Annotated in this window: 18 protein-coding genes; 15 read left to right on the plus strand and 3 right to left on the minus strand. The window is 63.4% G+C overall.

Annotated features, from left to right (window positions below):
- Positions 1-134: 134 nt before the first annotated feature.
- The 9 genes from BIO17B3_RS03990 to BIO17B3_RS04030 all read left to right on the plus strand — a co-directional run bounded on the left by BIO17B3_RS03990 (position 135) and on the right by BIO17B3_RS04030 (position 9,325).
- Positions 135-2,480, plus strand: coding sequence for a TonB-dependent receptor (locus tag BIO17B3_RS03990; protein WP_156053105.1), 2,346 nt, complete (start codon positions 135-137; stop codon positions 2,478-2,480).
- A gap of 90 nt (positions 2,481-2,570) precedes the next feature.
- Entirely contained in the window at positions 2,571-3,287 is a 717-nt protein-coding gene (locus BIO17B3_RS03995; protein ID WP_156053106.1) for a MotA/TolQ/ExbB proton channel family protein, read from the plus strand.
- A 92-nt stretch (positions 3,288-3,379) separates the two neighbouring features.
- A complete protein-coding gene (locus BIO17B3_RS04000) occupies positions 3,380-3,787 on the plus strand; it encodes a biopolymer transporter ExbD (RefSeq protein ID WP_156053107.1) in 408 nt (135 codons plus the stop codon).
- Complete coding sequence (locus BIO17B3_RS19420) at positions 3,784-4,548, plus strand: energy transducer TonB (RefSeq protein ID WP_156053108.1); 765 nt, start codon at positions 3,784-3,786, stop codon at positions 4,546-4,548. The genes BIO17B3_RS04000 and BIO17B3_RS19420 overlap by 4 nt, the downstream gene beginning before the upstream one ends.
- Positions 4,548-5,579, plus strand: coding sequence for an ABC transporter substrate-binding protein (locus BIO17B3_RS04010; RefSeq protein WP_156053109.1), 1,032 nt, complete (start codon positions 4,548-4,550; stop codon positions 5,577-5,579). The genes BIO17B3_RS19420 and BIO17B3_RS04010 overlap by 1 nt, the downstream gene beginning before the upstream one ends.
- A 19-nt stretch (positions 5,580-5,598) precedes the next feature.
- Positions 5,599-7,320 carry an iron ABC transporter permease gene (locus tag BIO17B3_RS04015; protein ID WP_156053110.1) on the plus strand — a complete coding sequence of 574 codons (1,722 nt, stop codon included), beginning with the start codon at positions 5,599-5,601 and terminating at the stop codon, positions 7,318-7,320.
- Positions 7,321-7,323: 3 nt separating this feature from the next.
- Positions 7,324-8,424 (plus strand): ABC transporter ATP-binding protein, encoded by a 1,101-nt coding sequence (locus BIO17B3_RS04020; RefSeq protein ID WP_156053111.1) that lies wholly within the window; start codon positions 7,324-7,326, stop codon positions 8,422-8,424.
- Positions 8,424-9,167, plus strand: coding sequence for a COG4280 domain-containing protein (locus tag BIO17B3_RS04025; protein ID WP_013105269.1), 744 nt, complete (start codon positions 8,424-8,426; stop codon positions 9,165-9,167). Before BIO17B3_RS04020 ends, BIO17B3_RS04025 begins: the two co-directional genes overlap by 1 nt.
- A complete protein-coding gene (locus BIO17B3_RS04030; protein ID WP_172979059.1) occupies positions 9,164-9,325 on the plus strand; it encodes a hypothetical protein in 162 nt (53 codons plus the stop codon). Before BIO17B3_RS04025 ends, BIO17B3_RS04030 begins: the two co-directional genes overlap by 4 nt.
- A 25-nt stretch (positions 9,326-9,350) precedes the next feature.
- Here the strand turns inward: BIO17B3_RS04030 and BIO17B3_RS04035 are convergent, their stop codons facing one another.
- Complete coding sequence (locus BIO17B3_RS04035) at positions 9,351-9,836, minus strand: hypothetical protein (RefSeq protein WP_156053112.1); 486 nt, start codon at positions 9,834-9,836, stop codon at positions 9,351-9,353.
- A 196-nt stretch (positions 9,837-10,032) separates the two neighbouring features.
- Between BIO17B3_RS04035 and BIO17B3_RS04040 the strand changes: the two genes are divergently transcribed.
- Positions 10,033-12,726, plus strand: coding sequence for a bifunctional YncE family protein/alkaline phosphatase family protein (locus BIO17B3_RS04040; protein WP_156053113.1), 2,694 nt, complete (start codon positions 10,033-10,035; stop codon positions 12,724-12,726).
- 181 nt (positions 12,727-12,907) lie between these two features.
- Positions 12,908-15,016 (plus strand): TonB-dependent receptor, encoded by a 2,109-nt coding sequence (locus tag BIO17B3_RS04045; RefSeq protein WP_232054176.1) that lies wholly within the window; start codon positions 12,908-12,910, stop codon positions 15,014-15,016.
- A 16-nt stretch (positions 15,017-15,032) separates the two neighbouring features.
- On the opposite strand, the gene BIO17B3_RS04050 is transcribed toward BIO17B3_RS04045, so the two are convergent.
- A complete protein-coding gene (locus tag BIO17B3_RS04050) occupies positions 15,033-16,736 on the minus strand; it encodes an IS1634 family transposase (protein ID WP_156053114.1) in 1,704 nt (567 codons plus the stop codon).
- 139 nt (positions 16,737-16,875) lie between these two features.
- Between BIO17B3_RS04050 and BIO17B3_RS04055 the strand changes: the two genes are divergently transcribed.
- Together BIO17B3_RS04055 and BIO17B3_RS04060 are read left to right on the plus strand one after the other, a co-directional pair.
- Complete coding sequence (locus BIO17B3_RS04055) at positions 16,876-17,115, plus strand: TonB-dependent receptor (protein ID WP_172979058.1); 240 nt, start codon at positions 16,876-16,878, stop codon at positions 17,113-17,115.
- Positions 17,115-18,527: an alkaline phosphatase gene (locus BIO17B3_RS04060; RefSeq protein ID WP_156053116.1), complete on the plus strand. Its 1,413-nt coding sequence runs from the start codon at positions 17,115-17,117 to the stop codon at positions 18,525-18,527. The genes BIO17B3_RS04055 and BIO17B3_RS04060 overlap by 1 nt, the downstream gene beginning before the upstream one ends.
- Positions 18,528-18,554: 27 nt before the next feature.
- Here the strand turns inward: BIO17B3_RS04060 and BIO17B3_RS04065 are convergent, their stop codons facing one another.
- Entirely contained in the window at positions 18,555-19,754 is a 1,200-nt protein-coding gene (locus tag BIO17B3_RS04065) for an ammonium transporter (protein ID WP_156053117.1), read from the minus strand.
- Between the two features lie 239 nt (positions 19,755-19,993).
- Between BIO17B3_RS04065 and BIO17B3_RS04070 the strand changes: the two genes are divergently transcribed.
- A complete protein-coding gene (locus BIO17B3_RS04070; RefSeq protein ID WP_013105261.1) occupies positions 19,994-20,191 on the plus strand; it encodes a DUF3460 family protein in 198 nt (65 codons plus the stop codon).
- A gap of 40 nt (positions 20,192-20,231) precedes the next feature.
- The gene (locus BIO17B3_RS04075) at positions 20,232-21,080 is read left to right on the plus strand and encodes a ScpA family protein (RefSeq protein ID WP_156053118.1); all 849 of its coding nucleotides are present in this window, start codon (positions 20,232-20,234) and stop codon (positions 21,078-21,080) included.
- Positions 21,081-21,117: the final 37 nt, after the last annotated feature.

Genomic DNA, 21,117 nt, shown 5'->3' on the forward strand with positions numbered 1-21,117 from the left:
GTCAAGATTTGTTTACATCTTTGGCACGGCTGGACAGGATTCAGACAGGTTCTTGCAACCCCGCGGACATATCGCAGGAATGGAATGACAGCTTTCGTCAACCCACCCGCCACCGCCCAAGGGAGCAATCAGTCATGTCTCGCCATCGACCCACCTTCAAGCCATCGCGACTCACCCAGTCCGTCCTGGCCGCCCTGCTCGTCATGCCGTTTGCCGCAGCCCACGCGCAGACCTCTCCCGAGAGTCTGGGCACGGTGCAGGCGGGCGGGCAGGAAGGTCAGAAACCTCAGCCGGCGAAAAGTCACGACGCAACCAAGCTTGAACAAACCCATGTGTTCAAGTCGGACCAATCGATCAAAGTACTCAGTAAGCGGGAGTTACAAGCAGCAGGCCCCGTCGGCGGCAGCGCGCAAGCCCTCTCGCTGGCCCCCGGAGTTGGCGTAACGGGCTATGGAGCGACGGGATCGACCAAAACCTCCATCAGTATCAATGGCATCAAACAGGGTTGGGGCGGGTTTTCAGGCGGCCAAATCGACAACGGCAGCATTGCCGTGACCTTCGATGGCGTCCCCATGTCGAATCCATCGACCGGATTGTGGGAATCGCCGCAAGTGCCGCAGCTTGGCCTCCTACAGGGAATCGGCATCACCTATGGCCCAGGCAGCGCCAAAGATCGTTGGTACAACAACATCGGCGGCGAAATTGCTTTCGTGCCGCTGCAGCCCACAGCCAAGGCGGGCGGCACGGTCGGTCTGAGTGTCGGCAGCTACGGCGCACGCAATCTGTCGTTGAGTCTGCAAAGCGGCATGCACGACGGCTGGGCCACAGTTCTCGCCGGAGGAGTAGGTTCCTCCGACAGTTATCGCACCAGCAGCGACGGCTTCAAAAACCATAGCCATAACTACGCCTGGTTCCTGAAAACACGCAAGACATTCGAAAAAGGCGATTTTTCCTTGGGCTTTTATCAGGCTGAAGGTCAGGGATATCGCCCAGTGCCGATCCCTTTGCAGCCGATCAGTGGCGTCACACTGGATGGCACTCCGAACACACCCTTGTACAGCCAATCCACATCCGGCTATTACAGTTCAATCCCTGCCAACGTCTGGTTCAAAGACGACACCAACAAGACGCGCATCATTTATGGCAAGGCCAATATTCAGGTGGACGACACCTTGTCACTGCACAATCTAGTATGGTATCGAATGGGTGAACGCCTGCATTATCACTACAATAATTATGGCCTGAGCAATCCTGCAAATCTTTACGAATACAACAACCCAAGCACGCAGGTTTATGGCGACAAAGCCTGGGCAGATATTTCATTACCTCATAATCTTGTGAGTCTAGGTGGTTTTTTCCTGAAAAGCCATTACAATTCCAGAAACGCATTCTACAATACAAATCCGCCTTATAACGGCAGCCAGAGCGTGCCAAACGCAAAATATCGCAGCGATTATTGGGATCAGACCGATCTAGCGCTGTTCATGCAAGATAAGATCAGTCCAATTGCGAACTTCGACATCACTCCAGGTATCCGGTTCATCAACTATCAAACAAATTACTACCCTGCTGGGCAGAGCGATTTCAGCCAAGCCTACGCACTGTATCCGCAGCACGACCAAGGCAAATTGCCTGCGGCGAACGTGGCACATCATGAGACCGAACCGTCGATCGCCGCCAACTGGCGCATCACACCGACGCTGGCGCTGTTTGGAAACTATGCAGTGGCGTACAAAGAGCCACAGGTCGGCGGCGGCGGGGGTATTTATCAGTCCACGCCCCCGGTTTACAACCTGGAAAAGAGCACGGACTACAACCTCGGGTTCAAGATGCATGTGAAAAACGATGGCATGCTGCGCAACTTCTTGCTGAGTGTGTCGTATTACCACCTGCACTATACGAACCAGTACATCACGCTGAGTGACGCAAACGGTAATTTCCTCGGCGATGCCAATGGCGATTCGGTTTACAAGGGCTTCAACATCGCGGTAGCGGACGACATACTGTACAACCTGCACGCGTTTGCCAACATGAATTTTGAGAGCGCCGATTTCAATAACTACACAACAGGCGGCGTGAGTTATGCAGGACTTCCCGTCTCAAACGTACCCAACAAGACTTTCAATGTCGGATTTGCCTACGAAGACTACATCTCTGGAATATTGTTAACACCTCGCATATGGTATCAATATGTCGGCAAACAGCATATGTTCGACAATAATCTCGGGGCCCCAAGCCAGAAAACCATCCCTGCCTATGGTCTGCTGAATGTCGGGCTCGATGGCGAAGTACCCTTCAGCCATGCAGCAGTGCACGACGTACGTTTCAGCGTGAATATTCTTAACGTGCTGAACAAACAATACAACCCGTTTGAGGAAGTGACCAGCGGTGGCCTGCTAGGCGGCAATTCGCAAGGGCAGATTCTGGGGCTTCCGGGTGCGCCGCGCACGCTTTACGCCAGTCTAAGTGCAAGTTTTTGACGTTAATCCGGTTGCTCGCAATCCGTCATCGGCTCTTCACCTGGGCCGGTCAAACTGCACACTGGTTCCTTGAACATCTGGAGTTAGATCATGTCTCTCGACACCCTCACCCACCTGGCCCAGACCTCGGGCGGGATTCTTTACATCATGGCCTTGCTGTTGTTTGTCGCGCTGGCCGTCAGCGTGGAGCGCTTCTGGGCGATTTCGCGCATGCTGGCTTCGGCCAAAGGCTGGATCCGCGAGCTCAAGAGCCACGCGCATGTGGATGTGAAGCAGCTCAAAGCCAAGGTGGAGGATGACGCCGATTCGCCCGCGGCACAGGTGGTCGCCGTGGCGCTGCAGCACGACCTGGCCGACCCGCTCGATCACTTCACCGACCGGCTGGAAGAAGCGGTGATGGATCAGGCCCCGCGCATCGACCGCGGGCTGTGGATGCTCGACACCATCGTCACCCTGGCGCCGCTGCTCGGTCTGCTGGGCACCATCATCGGCATGTTCAACACCTTCTCGGCGCTGTCCAACCCGGGGGCGGCCACGCAAGCGGTCACCGGCGGCGTGGGCGAAGCGCTGCTGGCCACGGCTGCGGGGCTGTTCATCGCCGTGCTCGGGTTGGTGGCCTTCAACGCGCTCAACCAGCGCGTGCGCCTGGTGATGCATCAGCTCGAGCGCATCAAGCTCATGCTGTCCAACCGCATGTACCCGCATTACCGCGAGGGCGGCGTGCGCCCGGTGGTCGTGGCGCAGAACGGGCAGGCCGTGCGCCCGGCGGCACAGCCAGCCGCAACTCTGCAGCAAAAGATGGCCTGACGCCGTTCGCACAACTTCTCCAGGTCGCGTGCGCTGGAGTTCGCACGCTTGGGCTGCGGCGCAATCTCCGCGGCATTTTTGTTTGATCCGCCATGAAATATTTTGAAGCGAAAAAAGCGCGCATCGAGATCATTCCGATGATCGACATCATGTTTTTCCTGCTGGTGTTTTTCATCATGGTCACGCTGCACATGATTCCAGACGCTGGCATCGCCTCGCGCCTGCCCACCAGTTCCACCGCGCAAAGCATGCCCAAGCCGCAGATCACCCTGGCGGTGGACAAGTCCGGCGCCATTCACTATGACAGCAAGGTGTTGTCGCCGGAGCAACTCACCGCCCTGCTCAAGAGCAAGCCGGACACCGATGCGATGCAGGTCACCATCGCCGGGGAAGAAGACGTTTCTCTGCAGCAACTCATGACGGTCATGGACGCCTGCCGCGTTGCCGGGGTCACAAAAATCGGGCTGGCAGCCCGGCAAGCCGGGGACGGCGGGCAATGAGCGCCGTGCTGCATCACCCCCCCGCCCCGTGGCGCGAAGACCAGGACGGCAAACGCTGGCCCCTGGCTGCGCTGGCGGCGCTGTTGCTCGAAGCGGCACTGATCGCCGCCATCGTGTGGTGGAGCAGCCACCCTGCGCCACCACCCCCGCCGCCGCCCGTGCAGATCGTGCTCGAAGCGCCCAAGCCCGCCCCCAAGACCGTGACCCCGCCCACGCCGAAACCGCCGGAGCCCAAACCCTTGCCCAAGCCGGTGGTCAAGCCACTGCCCAAACCTATCGTCCACAAGGTGCAACCCAAGCCGGTGCAGCCACCGCCGCCGCAGCCTGCTCCACAGCCCGCGCCTGAACCCACACCCAAGGTGCAGGCGCCGCCCGCACCCGCGCCCGACACCCGGCCCGCCATGCCGGTGGCCGCGCCCACGCCGCCCGCACCGCCGCAGCCCCCTGCTCCCCCAGCGCCGGATGTGGCCTCGATCAAGGCCACTTTCGAGGCCGAGTTGCGCAGCGCCATCCAGGCCGCGGTGCGCTATCCGCAGGCCGCCCGCATGATGCAGCTCACCGGCAAGACGCTGGTGGGCTTCGACTTCCGCGACGGCGCCGTCAGCCATCTGCACGTCGTCACCTCCAGCGGCGCCGACCTGCTTGACCATGCTGCGCTGGAAGCCGTGCGCAACGCCCCCTACCCCGCAACACCCAAGGAACTGCAAGGCAAGAACATGGCCTTCACCATCTGGGTGCGGTTTCACCTGAGCGATTCCTGATGCCAGTCTCCTTCCGTTCTTTCGTCAACAAGCTGGCGCGCCTGCTGGGCAGCACCGCGCTTTGCGCCGCCGCCCTTGGCACGGCACACGCCGCCACCCTGACCGTTTATGGCGCCATGGGCTATGACCAGCATGTGGCGCAGGCCTTCACCCAGGCCACCGGCATTCCGGTCAACCTCATTCACCTGAGCACCGGTCCGCTGCTGGCGCGGGTGCAGGCCGAGAGCCGCAACCCGCAGTGGGACGTGCTCTGGCTCGACGGCAACCAGGCCATGCAGACCTTTGCCGCGCAGGGCCTGCTGCAGTGCGGCTGGACGCCCGGGGTGCGCTACACCGCGCTGGGCCAGCAACTCGAGCCGCCCAGCCATTGCTGGCAGCCGGTAGGCGTGACCTATGCCGGCGTCATCCTCTACAACCCCAAGGCCATCGCACCGGCCGACTGGCCCAAGACCTGGAACGATCTGGCCAAGCCCGCGCTGCGCGGCAAGGTGGGCATGGACAACCCGGCCATCTCCGGGCCGACTTATCCGCTGGTCGCTGGTCTGCTGCAACACCTGGGCGATGCGCCTGGAAAGGCGTTTTTCGCGCGCCTCAAGGCCAACGGCCTCAAGGTCTTCCCCACCAATAGCGTGACCCTGCGCGCGCTGCAATACGGCCAGATCGACGCCGCCGTGGTGCAGAGTTCGGCGGCTATCGGCTTCCTGCACGAAATGCCCGGTCTGCGCATCGCCACCCCGACTCCGGCCACGGTGCTGCCGTCCGATCTGGCCATCGGCAAACAGGTTTCCGGCCCGCTCAAGCAGCAGGCGCAGCGCTTTGTGCAATGGGTGTTGTCGCCAGCGGGACAGGCCGCGATGCAGCAGGGTGATGCCAATGCAGATTCCAACTACCTGCCCCTGGTCGAGGGCGTCGCCCCGCTGCCCAGCCTCAAGCAACTGGGCACGGTGCAGCCGCTGGTGATCGACCCCGCGGTCTGGGGGCCGAAAGAGCCGCAGGTGATCGACTGGTTCACCGCGCACATCGCCCGCTGAGATTGAACAGCCACGCACCATGATCGCCCTGCTTCAAGCCATGAACTGGCTGCCCGGCGCCAAGGTCTCGCCCGCGGCCGGGCGCAAGGAACTAAGCCAGCGCCGCTGGGCGCTGCGTCTCGGCCTGCTGCTGGCTACCGCCGTATTCATCGCACTCTGGGCCTATCCGCTGCTGGGCTTTCTGCTCTCGGCCTGGGTGCCACATCTGCTGCAGGGTGACCTGCGACCGACGCTTGCTCCGCTGCGGCACGCCGTGCAGGGCTATGAACTCCATGCCCTGTTCAACTCGCTGTGGGTGGCGCTTACCGTGGGCGCTCTGTCGCTGCCGTTCGGTCTGTGGCTGGCCTGGCTGCGCGAACGCACCGATCTGCACGGACGCGGCTGGATTGAAGCTGGGGTGTGGCTGCTGCTGATCTTTCCGGATTTCTTCCTCGCCTCGGGCTGGATGCTGCTGGCCGCGCCCATCGGCCCGCTGGCCGCATGGCCTGCGGCGCTGCATGCGGCGCAATGGCTGCTCGGGCCGGTGGGCATCGTCATCACTCTGGCGCTCAAGGTCGTGCCCTATGTGTTTCTGGTAGCGCAAGGCAGCCTGCGCCACACCAGCGCGGCACAGCAGGAGGCAGCGCGCGTGCATGGCCTGTCCAGGCTGTGGCGGCTGCGGCTCGGGCTCAACGCCCTGCTGCCCGCACTGGCAGCCGGGTTTGCCATCGCCTACGCCGAATCGCTGCGCAACTTCGCGGTGGTGGCCACGCTGGGTGCGAGTAGCGGCTTCACCATGGGCACGTATGCCATCTATCAGGCGGTCAACGGCATGCCGCTGAACTTTCCGCTGGCCGCGGCCACGTCCTGGCTGCTGCTCGGGCTGGTGATTCCCGCGCTCATCCTGCAGCACCGCGTGGGGCAACGCGCCAGCCAGCACCAGACCCTGGGCGCCAAGCACCGCCCCGCCGCGCGGGTGCGGCTGCGGGCCAGCCATCAGTTGCTGCACGGCGTTTTGCTGATCGCGCTGGGCCTGTTCGCCCTGGCGCTGCCCAGCTTCGCCGCACTGGGCGTGGCCTGGCCCAAGGCGGGCTGGATGCAGATTGCCGCGTCACTGCCGCCGCTGCTTGCCGCCATCGGCTATTCGCTGCAACTGGCGCTGGTGGCCGCCAGCCTGACGGTGGGCATCGCCCTGCCGATTGCCTGGCTGATTGCCCGCCCCGGTCGCGTGGGCCGCCTACTCGACGTGGCCTTGCTGGCGATGATGGCGTTGCCGCTCATCGTGCTGGCCGCCGCCTATCTGCAGGCCTACAACCAGCCTTACGCGCCGCTGTATGGCGGCAGTCTGCTGCTGGGCATGGCCTATGTGGCGCTGGCCGTGCCCGTTACCAGCCGCGTGCTCATGGGGCCGGTGGCGCAGTTGCACCGTTCACTGGCCGATGCGGCGCGGGTGCATGGGCTGTCGCGCTGGCAAACCCTGCGCCATATTCATTTGCCGCTGTTGTCCGGCGCTCTGTTCTATGGCTGGCTGCTGGCGGTGCTGTCGATTGCCTTCGAGCTGCCGGCCTCTGAGTTGCTCTACCCCGCCGGGCATCCGCCGCTGGCCGTGGCGCTGCTGCAATACGCCGGAGGTTTCCAGTTGCATCAGCAGGCGCGGCTGCAGGTGCTGGGCATGGCCGTGCTGCTGGCTTTTGCCTTGCTGGCGCGCTGGGTCTATCAGCGTTTCACCCCCGTGGCCTGGCGCCAACTCGGCGCCCACTGAACCATGACCCTGCTCCACATCGATTCGGCGCGCAAGCGCTTCGGCGGCACCACCGCGCTGCACGACCTCAGCCTGCAACTGCAGGAAGGCGAGATCCTTTGTCTGCTCGGCCCCTCCGGCTCGGGCAAAACCACGCTGCTGCGCCTGGTGGCCGGACTGGAGCGGCTCGATGGCGGCAGCATGCGCCTGGGCGCCACCGTGATCGATGCCGCAGGCGGCCCCTTTCTGCCGCCAGAGCAGCGCCAGCTCGGCATGGTGTTCCAGGACTATGCGCTGTGGCCGCACTTGAGCGCGCTCGACAACGTCGCCCTGCCGCTGCACCGCCTGGGCCGCGACAAGTCGCGCGAACAAGCCCGCGCCATGCTGGCCGATGTGGGCCTGGCCGATCTGGCCGAGCGCCATCCGCATGCGCTCTCCGGCGGGCAGCAGCAGCGCGTGGCGCTGGCCCGCGCGCTCGCGGTGCGGCCTCGGCTGCTGTTGTGCGACGAGCCGCTGTCCAACCTCGACGCCGGGCTGCGCGAAGAACTGCGCGATCTCATCGGCAGCGTGGTGCGCGAGCACGGCATCAGCGCGCTCTACATCACCCACGACCACCGCGAAGCCCTGGCCCTGGCCGACCGCGTCGGCGTGATGGCGCAAGGCCGCCTGCTGCAGCTCAGCAGCCCGCGCGCCCTGTTGCGCCAGCCGTCAACCGAGTTCGTCGCCCGCTTCACCGGGGCGCATGGACCGTGGCCGGCGCAGCTGCGTGCTGGGCGCTTGCATGCGCCTTGGGGTGAGGTGTGTGCACCGCCGCAATGCAAGGCGCTGGCCGATGGGCCGCTCTGCCTGTATTTGCGCACCACGGCGCTGCACCTCCCCCATGTCCGCGTCAACCAGGACGCTCTGCTCTGGCCGGTGCAGGCCCGGGTGCTCAGTCGCCTCACCGTGGGCGAGCACACCGAATTGCGCATCGACCTGCACGGCGTGACCCTGCGCCTGCCTGTGCCCGATGACCTTGCGCCTGCTGCGGGCAGCACCGTCTCCTTACGCATCGCCGCCGAGCAAACCCTGTTCTACCCCACCATGACTCCCACACGCAAAACAACGACAGAGGAACTCACCTGATGAACGCAACCCAATGGGGCGGTATGACCGCCATTTTCCTGGCCTCCGCCGTCGAGTGGGTGGAAGCCTTCACCATCGTGCTCGCCGTGGCACTGACCATCGGCTGGGCCCGCGCCGCCGGAGCAGCCGCCGCCGCATTGGCGGTGGTGGCCGCGCTCATCGCCGTCACCGGCACGGCGCTGAATGTGGTGCAGGCCGACATCGACCTCATCCGCGCCGCCATCGGCCTGTTTCTGCTGCTGTTCGGTCTGCGCTGGTACGTCAAAGCCATCCGCCGCTACGCCGGGCGCACCAAGCTGCACGACGAAGCCAAGGAATTTGCCGAAACCCGCCACAAAATCGACCACGCCGAAGCCCGCGTCGCCTGGGCCGTGGCCTTCAAGGGCGTGCTGCTCGAAGGGCTGGAAGTCTGGCTGCTGGTGGTGGCGCTGGGCCGCTCCATCAGCTACGGACAGGCGGCGGGCAGCGCGGTGGCCGCCTTGCTCGCCGTCATCGCAGTGGGCCTAGTGCTGCGCGCACCGCTGACCAAAGTGCCTGAGAACACCCTCAAGTTCACCGTGGCCTGCGCCCTGCTCGCCTTCGGCACCTTCTGGAGCCTTGGCGGCCTGCTCGACGAAGCCAAAGTGTGGCCGCTGGGCGATGCCACGCTGCTCTTGCTGTTCGCCGTTTATGTCGTCGCGGGCCGCCTGTCTGCATTCAAGCTGCGCGTACCGCAACTCACCCCCCAAGGAGCCCGCGCATGAAAAAAGTCTTGCAACTCATCTTCGGCGACGCCCGCAATGTGGCCTCGGTGGCCGTGGCCGTGGCGCTGGCCTGGGGCGCCGCGCAATGGCAGCCTGCAGCCAGCGGCTGGGTGCTAGTAGCCGCACTGATCGCTGCGACGTTCTGGCAGGCAGTCTGAGCGGACTCAGCCCCGATGCAAGGTCTTACTTCGCCTTTTTCGGCCTGCCGGTCTTGATGGCGGGCACGGCCTCCAACGCGGCCAGCAAGGCGGCATCGTTGAGCGCGGCCAGCACGGCAATGCCGGCGCGCAGCACTTCGCTTTTTTTCGCAGGACGCGTCAGCTTGACCAGACGATCCTTGATCGCATCGAGCATCTCGTACTCAGCGCGAGGAATGGTGAAACTGTCGCGCACCAGTTTGATCTTGGGCGGCTTGCTCAATGCGGCAGGCGCGGACGTTGATTTCTCTGCCTTGGCGACTGCCGCCTTGCGTGCGGGCGCCTTGACGGTGGGTTTAGTCGCCCCCTTGGCAGGTGTCTTGGCTACCGCATGAGGGGTCGCCCGCTTCGCTGCGGTCTTTTGCGGCGTGGCGGGCTTGGCGGTTTTGCGTGGCCCGGAAGCGGGCGCTCGTGCGGGCACGACGGCGGATTTAGTGACTTTGGCGGACGGGTTGGATTTGGCAACAGGCATGGTGGCCTCCTTCAATGAAAATCGAATAAACAGTTTATACCGTTTTTCCAACACCGCAATTTCGCGCAGGCGATGCCTCTTGTCTGACACAAATGGTCACCTCTTTTTTTGATCTTGACATGCCCGTGACGCTGTTCCTGCCTATGTTCAACAGCTACTTGTTCAACGCCAAATTCAATGACCAGAGGTCTCCACGATGACTCGCCTTTACCCCCCTTACCCATCCCTCCTTGTGTTCGGCGCCCTTAGCCTGTCCCAGAGCGTCCTCGCGGTTCAAGCGCCAAGCGCGCTCCTGCCCAGCGGCCGCCTGCTCACCCCGGCAGGACAAATCGTTGAAACCCCGAACTTCCCCACCCAGATCGCCCTCAGCGACGGCCATGTGGCCGTGCTCACGGGAGGGGCGAGCAAACAACAAAACGTGCTGCGTTTCGCTGCCGAGACCCTGCAGCCCGAGGGCCGGGTGGGTGCCCTTTTTGCCAAGGACAAAAAGCATGCAGCACCCGGAGCGACGGTGGCACAGGGCGATCAGAATGGCGGCAAAGCCGATGACGGCGAGCAAATCATCAAGGGCCAAAGCCTGTTTCAGGGGCTGGCCGCGGGGCCTGACGGCACGCTCTACGCCACGGGCGGCAATAGCGACGACCTTCTGGCCCTCGGCTCGTCTGGCAACGGCCCGCTGCATCTGCTTCGCCGTTATCGCTTGCAGTGGCAGCCCTTCCCTCAGGATCAATACCCCTATCAATATGCCGGCGACTGGCAGCAGACCCGTCACTTCTATCCCGACAGCGTGGTCATCGGCCCGCACGGGCGGCACGCCTATGTGACCGGGATGCTGGCCAACAGTCTGGCGCGCATCGACCTGCAGACTGGGGTGACCCACTATCTCAACGTGGGCAGCTACCCCTTCGCCGTCACTCTGGCCGATGGCAGCAAACGGCTGGTGGTGAGCAACTGGGGCGGCAATGGCGTCACCATCATCGACCGCGGAGCCTGGAAGGTGCTGGGCGCAGTGCCCACAGGCCCGGTGCTCGGCCCGCGCAGCGGCGCAGCCGGCGCCCATCCCACCGCGCTGGCGGCGCAGCCCGACTCACCGAACGTCTGGGTGGCCGACGCCAACCTCGACCGCCTCGTCGCGGTGAACACACAGACCCTCAAAGTCGTGCGGGTGATCGACGACAGCCCCTACCCCGGCGCGCCGCCCGGCTCTTACCCGGACGCACTGGCGGTGTCGCAAGGCAAGTTGTTCGTGGCCAACGCCGGCAACAACGATGTCGCGGTGTACGACCTCGCCAGTGGCAAACGCCTCGCCCTCATTCCGACGGCTTGGTATCCCACAGCGGTGACGGTACAGGGCAACGCCCTGTACGTTGCCAGCGCCAAGGGCATGGGTGGCGGGCCGAATATCCACCATCAATGGGTGGGCAATTTCATGCAGGGCGTGCTGCAACGCATCGACCTGCGCGAGCTGCCCATACACGCCCCGGCCTGGACGCAAGCTGCCTTGTCGAACAACGGCTTCAGCGCCGCGCAGCGTCGGCAACTGGCGTCCGACAACGCCAAAGCCGCAGCCTGGTTGCACGGCCACATCCAGCATGTCGTGTTCATCCTGCGCGAGAACAAGACCTTTGATGAAGACTTCGGCAAGTACGCTGCGGCGGGTCATTGGGCCGACCCCGCGCTCAACCTCTACGGCCCGCGCGAACTGCCCAACCTCTACCGCATGGCCGACCTGGGCGCGCTGTTCGTCAATTTCTACGCCGATGGCGAAGTGACCTCGCAAGGCCATCAATGGACGACCGCCGGATCAGACTCCGACTTCCTTCAGCGCACCTGGCCGTTGTACTACTCCGACCGCGGCTACATCGCCAATTCGGGTTGGACGCAGTCGCTCGCACCCGGCGCCAGCGATGCGCGCAACCCTTATGCGATCTACAAAAATCTCTCCGCGCTCGGGCATTGGAGCAACCCCTGGATCACCTACCCGGCGCGGCTGTTTCTGTTCAACGATCTGCTCGCGCACAAGGTGAGTTTCGAAGACTTTGGGGAGTTTGCCTCGCGCAACAAAATCGGCGACATCTCGCCTGCACTGCGCGCCCATCTGGCCATGGACTACCCGGCCTGGGATCGCCTCATCCTCGACACCGACCGCGCCAAAGTCGTGGACAACTGGCTGCGCCATCACCCCCTGCCGCGCGCGCTCTATATCTGGCTGCCCGACGACCACACCGCCGGCCGCCACCCCTGCCTGCCCAGCCCGGACAGCTATGTGGCCAACAACGATGAAGCCACCGCGCAGGTCATCCACAGCCTGTCCAAACTGCCGGGTTGGAAGCACACCCTGGTGCTGCTGACCGAGGACGACGCGCAGTCGGGCGCCGATCACATCGACGCCCACCGCACCTTCGCCGTCGCCGCCGGGCCGTGGGTCAAGCCTGGCGTGCGGGTCACGCAGCATCTCTCGCAGGTCGATCTGCTGCGCACCATCGAAACCGTGGCCGACATTCCGCCGATGTCGCAATGGGACGCCAACGCCCATGTGCTTTCCGGCATCTGGCGCAGCACGCCCGATGCCGCGCCCTACCCCGTGCTGCCGTCTCTAGTGCCGATGCAGCGCAACCCTGGCGTCTGCCCAGTCGACGCCCCTTTTCGCGCACTGCCTGAAGTCGTGGTGCCGGGTGTCGGCCAGGTGGCCCAAAGCGCACCGCCCCCCGCTCACCGCTATACCCCGACCGCTCTGCTCAAGGTTTCCGGCCCCGAGCAGATGCGGCAGGAATGGCTGGCCAGCCGAGGCCCAGCGGCCTACGCCGCCATGCTTGCGCATGTGCAAGCCCTGGCCAAAGCCCAGCGGCGACCTGCCTCCAGCCTGATTGCCGGTCAAGACGACGACTGAAATCGATTCACCCCAAAAAGGCTTTCAAACCCATCTCACCAGGCCCCGAAAGGGGCCTTTTTCATGGCAAGAAATCCCGCGTCTGCAGAAAAACAACGTCATCGTTCTGACACATGAATTCAACAGATCTTCACATCGTGTCTCAAAAATAACGAGTTCTTTTCCCCCTTCTGCAACCACCATGAAACCCGCTGTGCATTGCCCATCACAAAACCCACTCAAGCGATCAAACCTCAAGCTCACCGTCGCCCTCGCGCTGGCTTTTGGCGCCGCAGCGCAAGCCCACGCGCAAACCAGTCTGGGCGAAGTGCAGGCGCAAGGACAGACCAGCGCCACAAAGCCGGGGGACAGCTTTTTCCTCAAAGCGCCATCGGGCACGGTAACCTCCATCCCCGAAAGCCAGCTCAACACCATCCAGCAGTTCAACCCTGAGGCCACACAGGCCCAAACCGAAATCACTGCCGGCCAGTTTCAGTCGCTCGACCCCACCGACTCGTTCACCCGCGGGCTGGAAAACATGCCCAATGTGGTCGTCAGCAGCGATGGCGACAGCATGAACGGCGACACGGTGTACATCAACGGCTTCGGACAGAATCTCATCAACTGGACACTCGACGGCATACCGCTGAACGACAACGACAGCTACGCCTTCTACACCAACGAGTTCATCCCCACGCGCCTGATCGCGGGGACGCGTTATTTTCCGGGAGCCGCTTCAGCCGCCATTCCGGGCCTGGCCGCATTTGGCGGCTCGGTCGAGACCTATTCGCTGAACCCGAGCGCCAAACCTTCCGTTTCCCTGCTCGGCGGATACGGCTCCTTCGGCAAATACAACTTCGGCACCCTGGTCAACTCCGGGCTGCTCGGCGCCAATAGCGGCGCCCCGACTTCGCTGTGGTTCTACGCGAACAAAACCCACAGCGACGGCTATTTCGACAACACGCCCAGCGACCAGAAGCAATACCTGTTCAAGAGCGTGACCCAACTCGGCACCGGCGCGCTGACCCTGTTCTACACCCAGAACAACCAGAAGTTCAATTACTACGGCGGTTGCACCAAGGCCGACTACGCCAAATATGGCGACACCTGCAACGTCTACCGCGGCGACCCGGTCGTCAATGGCAAACAAAACGGTCTCTCGCCCACCTACAACTACAACCAATATCAAAACTGGCTGACCTATGCCAAATACGAAGCCACCTTCGGCAAGGTCACCGTCTCCAACCAGCTTTATTACTACCGGGGCAACGGCTACAGCGGCGGCGCTTACACCAACAGCACCTACAACCTGCTGCAGCCCAATGGGGTGTATGGCTCGGTCAAGGCGCCAGTGGGCGGCCTGTTCATGTCGCATGGCATCAACGACACCCGGCGCTGGGGCAATATTTTCAAGCTGACCACGCCCATTACCGACAACCTGGGGCTGGAAGCTGGCATTTGGTTCAACAAGAACGACACCACGCACGACCAGCAGTTCATCAGCAGCACCACGGGCCAGTATCTGGGTTCGGTGTACGAAGAACCGGTCTCGACCAAACTCTACGAGCCCTATTTCAACTTTACCTTCAAGCCCACCGACCGCCTGACCCTGCAGGCCGGACTGAAATATCTCAAGACTGAGCGCGACTTCATCGACTATGCGGCAGTCGCCAAATCCAAGGGCGCTGCGGGGCAGTACAGCTCCAGCTTCTCGACCACCATGCCCTCTCTCGGCGTGAACTACAAGCTGGCGCAGGGCATCAACGTCTACGCCAACTACACCCGCAACAGCAATCCGCCGCAATACAACCAGTACTACACCGGCACCTACAACCCTGATCTCGCCCCGCAGAAGGCCACGACCTACGACGCTGGCGTGATCTACGACTTCGGCATGTGGAGCGGCGGCGTGGATGTATTCCGCGTCAACTTCGACGACTACATCCAGAGTTTCAGTTACACGCCGCCCGGCGCCACCCAGTCAGTCTCCATTCTGGCCAACGTGGGCAAGGCTGTGAATGAGGGCATCGCCTGGCAGAACAATTTCCAGATCGACAAAAACTGGTCGGCCTACGCCAACCTGGGGCTGCTCAACGCGCAGTTCACCTCGGCCAAGGTGCCCATGCCGTATTCGCCGCACTCCACAATGGCGCTGGGCGGCATCTACACCGTCGGCCCGTGGCGAGCCAAACTGGGCGTGCGCCACACCAGCGAGGCCTACTGGACGGACTTCAAGTCCCCCATTCCGGCGCACACCATCGCCCCGGAGTTCGACAGTTACGCTCGTAAGTCCGCGATATCGTTAGGGTGAGCGTCGAAACGTGCCCCTACAGGAGTGCGAGTTGGTCGTCGATGGCGGGTTTCGGAAGCTTGAGTCCTTGGAGGATGGCGTGGTCGGCGTCGCTGAGCGAGGACGTGCCGTCGCGGCGCTCGCCGCCGAGGTGAACCTGGTGGTACTGGATGCGCCGCAGTTGCTCCAGGGCACGTTCGGGTGACAGCTTGGAGTCGGCATCCTTGAGGCGCATGCGCATGACGCGGTACAGCACCAGGGCGATGAAGCAGATCAGCGCATGGGCACGGATGCGATCGGGCAGGCGGTGGAACACCGGGGCGATCTCGATCTCGGATTTGAGGATCTTGAAGCCGCGCTCGATGTCGGCCAGGCTCTTGTAGCGCCGCAGCACCTCGAGCGCCGACAACTCGGGCACATTGGTCACCAACAGCAGCTTGCCGTCGTTGAGCTCGGCACGGGCCAGCGCCTTGTCGTCGATAGCGTAGGTGAACAGGTCCGATTGCAGATCGACCTTGATGATCGAACCCAGGTGCGCCTCGGAGACCGAGCGGAACAACCAGGCCTTGGCACCGGAGTCGCTCAAGCGCCGGCCTCTGAAGGCGGTGCCGCCTTCTTGCGCATCGAGCTTGCCAGCGCGCCGCTGGGCCTCCTGCGTGAGCTCTTCGATATGCTGGCGGCGCGCTGCGGTTTGTTCCTGGGCGCGGCGTGGATCGTGGGCCCAGACCAGGCGCATGTCCTGCCAGCGGGTCTCGCCGAGGACCTCGCGGTTGGCCGTTGCGCAGCGCTGCGCGTGGATCGGCTCCAGAATCTCCGCGAACTCCGCATAACGCCGCCCCGGCACGGCCAGGATGAACTCCAGGGGCTGCTCGGTGCCGCCCACGCGTTGCTCGCGCAGCCACTCCAGATTGTCCAGGCTGAGCAGCCCGCGATCGGCCACCAGCACCACGCGCTTGACCGGGTACAGCGCCAGAACCTCCTGGACCACGGCGCTGAGCGTGGGTGCCTCGGCCGTGTTCCCTTCCCAGACCCGATGCGTCAGCGGCAGTCCCTCGGCCGTCTGCACCACCCCGAGCATGAACTGGCGACGAATCCCCCCGTCCTTGGACATGCCGAACTGGCGCAGGTCGCCGGCCAACTCGGTCTCGCCCTCCACGCCGATGGTGGTCATGTCGTAGAACACCACGGACAGGTCCTGGTCGATCAGCGGGCGCAGCAACCCGGCCAACGCCGCTTGCACGCGGTCCTGGTGCGCGACCAGCGCGTCCATCGCCCGCAGCAACTGCTGGTGGGTCACGGCCTTGGGCGCAAAGCGCGGCAGCGCCACCGTCTGCAGCCAGCGCAGCACCCCGAGCTTGGACGTCGGATCGCACAGGCGGTTGAGCACCATCAGGCGCACCAGCGCCTCGACGTCGATGCGGCTGCGCGTTCGACCAAAAACCCGCCGCAGTTCACCGAACCCCAGTTCGTCCCAAAGCTCAGTCAGCACCCACACATCGCCCAGGGCGCGGCTGGACTCAAACCTCACGTCGGCCACGGTCGCCACCGCCCCGGCGTCTGGGGGCGTGTCGCCCCGAAGTCGTTGCAGGCCGCGGATCACGCTCTCAAGCTGGCCGCCGGCTTGGTCGGCGCGCCCCAGGGTGGCCACCGTGCGTTTCTTCACCCGTCCGCTCTCATCCCGATAAGACTCGACGAGCTGGATGTAGCGGCGGCCGCCGGAGGTGGTGACTTTGATGAACATGCCGCCACAATATATCAAGCCATTCACAAATGGCAAGCGGCCTCACCATGTGGAAAAACGTGCCACCACAGGCACTTTGCGAAAAACAGCGCTAACCCCTTGTTCTGTCAAACCCAGGGTAGGCGTTTTCAGTCAATTTTTGGCTCAAGCTGTCGAACTCCGGATCGCCGATGCCTCGCTGCGCTACACCTGGAAGGGCGGCGACACGGTGCGCGGCTTGGGTCTGCAAAAAGTCAGCGTGGGCTTCAATGTGAACAATCTGTTCGACAAGCGCTACATCACCAAATACAGCACCGGCTTTCCGGGCAGCGCCAAAGACCCGCTCATCAAATACAACCTGCCACGCAGCTACTACCTCAGCCTGGAGGCGCAGTTCTGATGGGCGCGGCACCGAAAACCGCGTTGATCCCTCCGACCCGCCGCGCGTTCCTGCGGGGCGGTCTGGTGACTTCCGCGCTGCTGGCCACTGGGCAATGGCCCTTTCCTGCAGCCTGGGCTGAACCAGCCGCCCCCGGCGTGCTCTACGCCGGGCCGATGCAGGGCTATGTGGCTGCACGCTCTGCCCTCATCTGGGTGCAGACGCCCGGCGCAGCCGAAGTGGCGTTGGAGTATGCCCCAGAGAATCAGCCCGGCGAGAAAAAGCGCTCCGCGTCGGTTCGCACCGATGCGGCAGGGCAGTTCTGCGCTCATCTGGTCATGGACGATCTCTCTCCCGGCACGCGCTACCGTACTGTGGCCTGGGTCAATGGCAAACCGGCTGCGAATCGCACCCTCGTCGTGCGCACGCAGCCCATCTGGCAGTTTCGTTCACCGCCGCCCGATGTCACCCTCCTGACGGGTTCTTGCGCGTATCTGAACGACCCGCTGTTCGACCGGCCGGGCCAGCCTTATGGCGGCGGCTACGAAATCTATGAGCCAATGACGCAGGAAGGCGCCGATCTGATGGTGTGGCTGGGCGACAACCTCTATTACCGCGAGGTGGATTGTCAGAGCCCGCAAGGTATGGCGCTGCGCTACCGCCAACAGCGCGGCTTCGCTCCGCTGGATGCGTTTTTACGCTCAACCCCGCAAGTGGCGATCTGGGACGACCATGATTACGGCCCGAACGACAGCGATGCGAGTTTCGAGTTCAAGAACGCCTCGCTCGATCTGTTCAAAACCTACTGGGCCAACCCGACGTATGGCGTTGGCGACGTCGCCGGAGTGTTCACCAAGACCAGCATCGCCGATGCCGATATTTTTCTGCTCGATGATCGTTGGTGGCGCAGCGCAGACGCCACCAGCCCAGGTGACCGCGGCAAGGTGATGTTCGGCCCGGCGCAGATGCGCTGGCTGCGCAACGCCTTGCTGTCCTCGCGCGCCCGCTTCAAGATCGTCGCCGCCGGCGGCCAGTTTTTCAACGACGACGACGCTTACGAGGGCTGGAACCAGTTTCCCGAAGAACGCGCCGCATTTCTCGGCTGGCTGCAGCAATACCGCATCCCCGGCTTGCTGTTTCTCTCGGGAGACCGGCACATCACCGAGCTGATCCGGTATCCGCGTCCGGCCTACGGCGGCAAGCGCGACTATCCGCTGGTGGAGTTCACCTGCTCGCCGCTGAATTCCGGGCCGGCCAAAGGCGACGGCAATCCCAACCGCGTACCCGGCACGCTAGTCGCTGAGCGCAACTACGGCGTGCTCAAATTCAGCGGCGAGGGCAAGGAGCGGCGGCTGGAGCTGCAAGCCAAGAACGTCGACGGCAAGCTGCTGTGGTCGCACACCCTGGCGCTGGCCGACCTGGGCTGGAGCTAGAGCGCACATTCGCTGCCCACCGACGCCTCACCACGACGCCTCGCGCTCCGGGGTGGCGCTGATGCGGTGGATGGAGAGGTCGGCGCCGTTGAATTCCTCTTCGGCGTCGAGGCGGATGCCGAGGGTCTTTTTCAGCACGCCGTAGACCACGAAGCCGCCGATCAGGGCCACTGTGATGCCCATCAGCGTGCCGACGATCTGCGAGGCCAGCGACACCCCGCCCAGCCCGCCCAGCGCCTTCATGCCAAAAATGCCCGCGGCAATGCCGCCCCAGGTGCCACACAGGCCGTGCAGCGGCCACACCCCCAGCACGTCGTCGATCTTCCAGCGGTTTTGCGTCAGGGTGAACATCCAGACGAACAGCGCCCCGGCCACCGCGCCGACCACCAGCGCGCCCAGCGGGTGCATCACGTCTGAACCCGCGCACACCGCCACCAAACCGGCCAGCGGCCCGTTGTGCAGAAAGCCAGGGTCGTTTTTGCCCGCGGCCAGCGCCGCCAGGGTGCCGCCCACCATCGCCATGAGCGAGTTCACCGCCACCAGACCGCTGATCTGGTCGAGCTTTTGCGCGCTCATCACGTTGAAGCCGAACCAGCCCACGATCAGTATCCACGAACCCAGCGCCAGGAATGGGATGGACGAGGGCGGATGCGCCGATATCTGCCCGTTGGCGTGATAGCGGCCGCGACGCGGCCCGAGCAAGAGCACGGCGGGCAGCGCGATCCAGCCGCCCATCGCATGCACTACCACCGAGCCGGCGAAGTCGTGAAAGGGCGCGCCGAAAGTGGACTGCAACCATGCCTGAATGCCCAGATTGCCGTGCCACACAATGCCCTCGAAAAACGGGTAGATGAAGGCGACGATGGTGAAGGTGGCAATGAGCTGGGGCCAGAACTTGGCGCGCTCGGCAATGCCGCCGGAAATGATGGCGGGAATGGCCGCGGCGAAGGTCAGCAAAAAGAAAAATCGGGTCAGCTCATAGCCATGATCGCGGGTGAGCACGTCATCGCCCACGAGAAAATGATGACCGTAGGCGATGCCGTAGCCGATCAGAAAGTAGGCAATCGCCGAGACGGAAAAGTCGGTGATGATTTTGGAGAGCGCGTTGACCTGGTTTTTCTTGCGCACCGTGCCCAGCTCAAGAAAGGCGAACCCGGCGTGCATGGCGAGCACCAGAATGGCGCCGAGAAGGATGAACAACACATTTCCACTGGAGGCGTCTTGCATGGTTGGGGTTCCTGATCAGAGTGAGATAGAGAGAGCAAACTTCGTGCCCATAAATGGCGCACGGTGCCCCTGTTGGGTTCACAACCGCTCACAAACTGCGCATTTTCGGTGCATGACAGGGCTTGGTTCGCACCATATCAAGGCGTTGCGCACCGTATTCGGGCGCATTGATCAGAGCAGCCGCTTGCTTAGAATGACGAGCTCGTTGTTCCTCCTGCGGTTTCCATTCGAGAACGCCCATGCCTTTCAAAGTCAAACCTTACGTTTCTGAAGTGACGCATTTCATCCAGGATCTGAAGCACAGCGATCCGCAGCTTGAGGCCAAGCAAAAAGAAGGGCGTGCCCGGCTTTGGGACAAACCGCAAAACCCCGAGCTGACCCGGGAATTCCAGGCGGCCCGCGTGCCGCAGAAAGCCTACGTTTACGGCAGTCACTGAAGTCGCCCCGAGCGTGGCGAGCTTCGCTGCAGGCCATTCCATGACCGCCGCGCCCGGCGACGCCGCGCTGATGTCTCCGGAGGTGGACAGCACCCCGGCCACGGTCGACGGCATGGCGGTGGCGCGGCTGTACGGCGAGCCGCTGTTCGAGCTGCCGCAAGACCTCTACATCCCGCCCGATGCGCTCGAAGTCTTTCTCGAAGCCTTCGAAGGGCCGATGGATCTGCTGCTCTACCTCATCCGCAAGCAGAACTTCAACATCCTCGACATTCCGCTGGCGCAGGTCACGGCGCAGTATCTGAGCTATGTCGAGCAAATCCGCCGACACAATCTGGAGCTGGCCGCCGAGTATTTGCTGATGGCGGCCATGCTCATCGAGATCAAGTCGCGCATGTTGCTGCCGCGGCCGCCCACCGAGCCCGGCGCCGAGCCCGAAGACCCCCGTGCCGAACTCGTGCGCCGGCTCTTGGAATACGAACGCTTCAAGCTCGCCGCGCAGCAGCTCGACGCCCTGCCCGTGCTCGGACGCGACTTCTGGCGTGCGCAAGCGCTGTTCGACCGCGACGCCGCACCGCGCCTGCCCGAGGTGACGGCCGACGAACTGCAACAGGCGTGGAGCGACATTCTCAAGCGCGCCAAGCTGCATACCCACCACAAGATCACCCGCGAGCAGCTTTCTGTGCGCGACTACATGAGCCGCGTGCTGCGCCAGTTGCAAGGCAAGCGCTTCCTCGAATTTCACGAACTGTTCGACCCCGCACAGGGCGTGCCCGTCGCCGTAGTCACGCTGGTGGCGCTACTCGAACTCACCCGGGAAGCGCTGGTGGAAATCACCCAGGCCGAAGCCTTCGCCCCTCTGTATGTGCGGCTGGCTTACACCCCGAGCTGATGTCGCCAGGCTGGGAATCGAACGCTCGTTCGCAAAA

Origin of the sequence: Thiomonas sp. OC7 (assembly GCF_900634595.1) — a bacterium.
GTDB lineage: Bacteria > Pseudomonadota > Gammaproteobacteria > Burkholderiales > Burkholderiaceae_C > Thiomonas > Thiomonas arsenitoxydans.

What these genes read in the sequence shown, in the direction of transcription:
- BIO17B3_RS04060 (WP_156053116.1), top strand. Translation starts at nt 17,115, where the DNA reads ATGGGCGCGGCACCGAAAACCGCGTTGATCCCTCCGACCCGCCGCGCG.
- BIO17B3_RS04000 (WP_156053107.1), top strand. Translation starts at nt 3,380, where the DNA reads ATGAAATATTTTGAAGCGAAAAAAGCGCGCATCGAGATCATTCCGATG.
- BIO17B3_RS04070 (WP_013105261.1), top strand. Translation starts at nt 19,994, where the DNA reads ATGCCTTTCAAAGTCAAACCTTACGTTTCTGAAGTGACGCATTTCATC.
- BIO17B3_RS04075 (WP_156053118.1), top strand. Translation starts at nt 20,232, where the DNA reads ATGACCGCCGCGCCCGGCGACGCCGCGCTGATGTCTCCGGAGGTGGAC.
- BIO17B3_RS04015 (WP_156053110.1), top strand. Translation starts at nt 5,599, where the DNA reads ATGATCGCCCTGCTTCAAGCCATGAACTGGCTGCCCGGCGCCAAGGTC.
- BIO17B3_RS04050 (WP_156053114.1), bottom strand. Translation starts at nt 16,736, where the DNA reads ATGTTCATCAAAGTCACCACCTCCGGCGGCCGCCGCTACATCCAGCTC.
- BIO17B3_RS04065 (WP_156053117.1), bottom strand. Translation starts at nt 19,754, where the DNA reads ATGCAAGACGCCTCCAGTGGAAATGTGTTGTTCATCCTTCTCGGCGCC.
- BIO17B3_RS03995 (WP_156053106.1), top strand. Translation starts at nt 2,571, where the DNA reads ATGTCTCTCGACACCCTCACCCACCTGGCCCAGACCTCGGGCGGGATT.
- BIO17B3_RS04010 (WP_156053109.1), top strand. Translation starts at nt 4,548, where the DNA reads ATGCCAGTCTCCTTCCGTTCTTTCGTCAACAAGCTGGCGCGCCTGCTG.
- BIO17B3_RS04045 (WP_232054176.1), top strand. Translation starts at nt 12,908, where the DNA reads ATGAAACCCGCTGTGCATTGCCCATCACAAAACCCACTCAAGCGATCA.
- BIO17B3_RS04025 (WP_013105269.1), top strand. Translation starts at nt 8,424, where the DNA reads ATGAACGCAACCCAATGGGGCGGTATGACCGCCATTTTCCTGGCCTCC.
- BIO17B3_RS04030 (WP_172979059.1), top strand. Translation starts at nt 9,164, where the DNA reads ATGAAAAAAGTCTTGCAACTCATCTTCGGCGACGCCCGCAATGTGGCC.
- BIO17B3_RS04035 (WP_156053112.1), bottom strand. Translation starts at nt 9,836, where the DNA reads ATGCCTGTTGCCAAATCCAACCCGTCCGCCAAAGTCACTAAATCCGCC.
- BIO17B3_RS03990 (WP_156053105.1), top strand. Translation starts at nt 135, where the DNA reads ATGTCTCGCCATCGACCCACCTTCAAGCCATCGCGACTCACCCAGTCC.
- BIO17B3_RS04040 (WP_156053113.1), top strand. Translation starts at nt 10,033, where the DNA reads ATGACTCGCCTTTACCCCCCTTACCCATCCCTCCTTGTGTTCGGCGCC.
- BIO17B3_RS04020 (WP_156053111.1), top strand. Translation starts at nt 7,324, where the DNA reads ATGACCCTGCTCCACATCGATTCGGCGCGCAAGCGCTTCGGCGGCACC.
- BIO17B3_RS19420 (WP_156053108.1), top strand. Translation starts at nt 3,784, where the DNA reads ATGAGCGCCGTGCTGCATCACCCCCCCGCCCCGTGGCGCGAAGACCAG.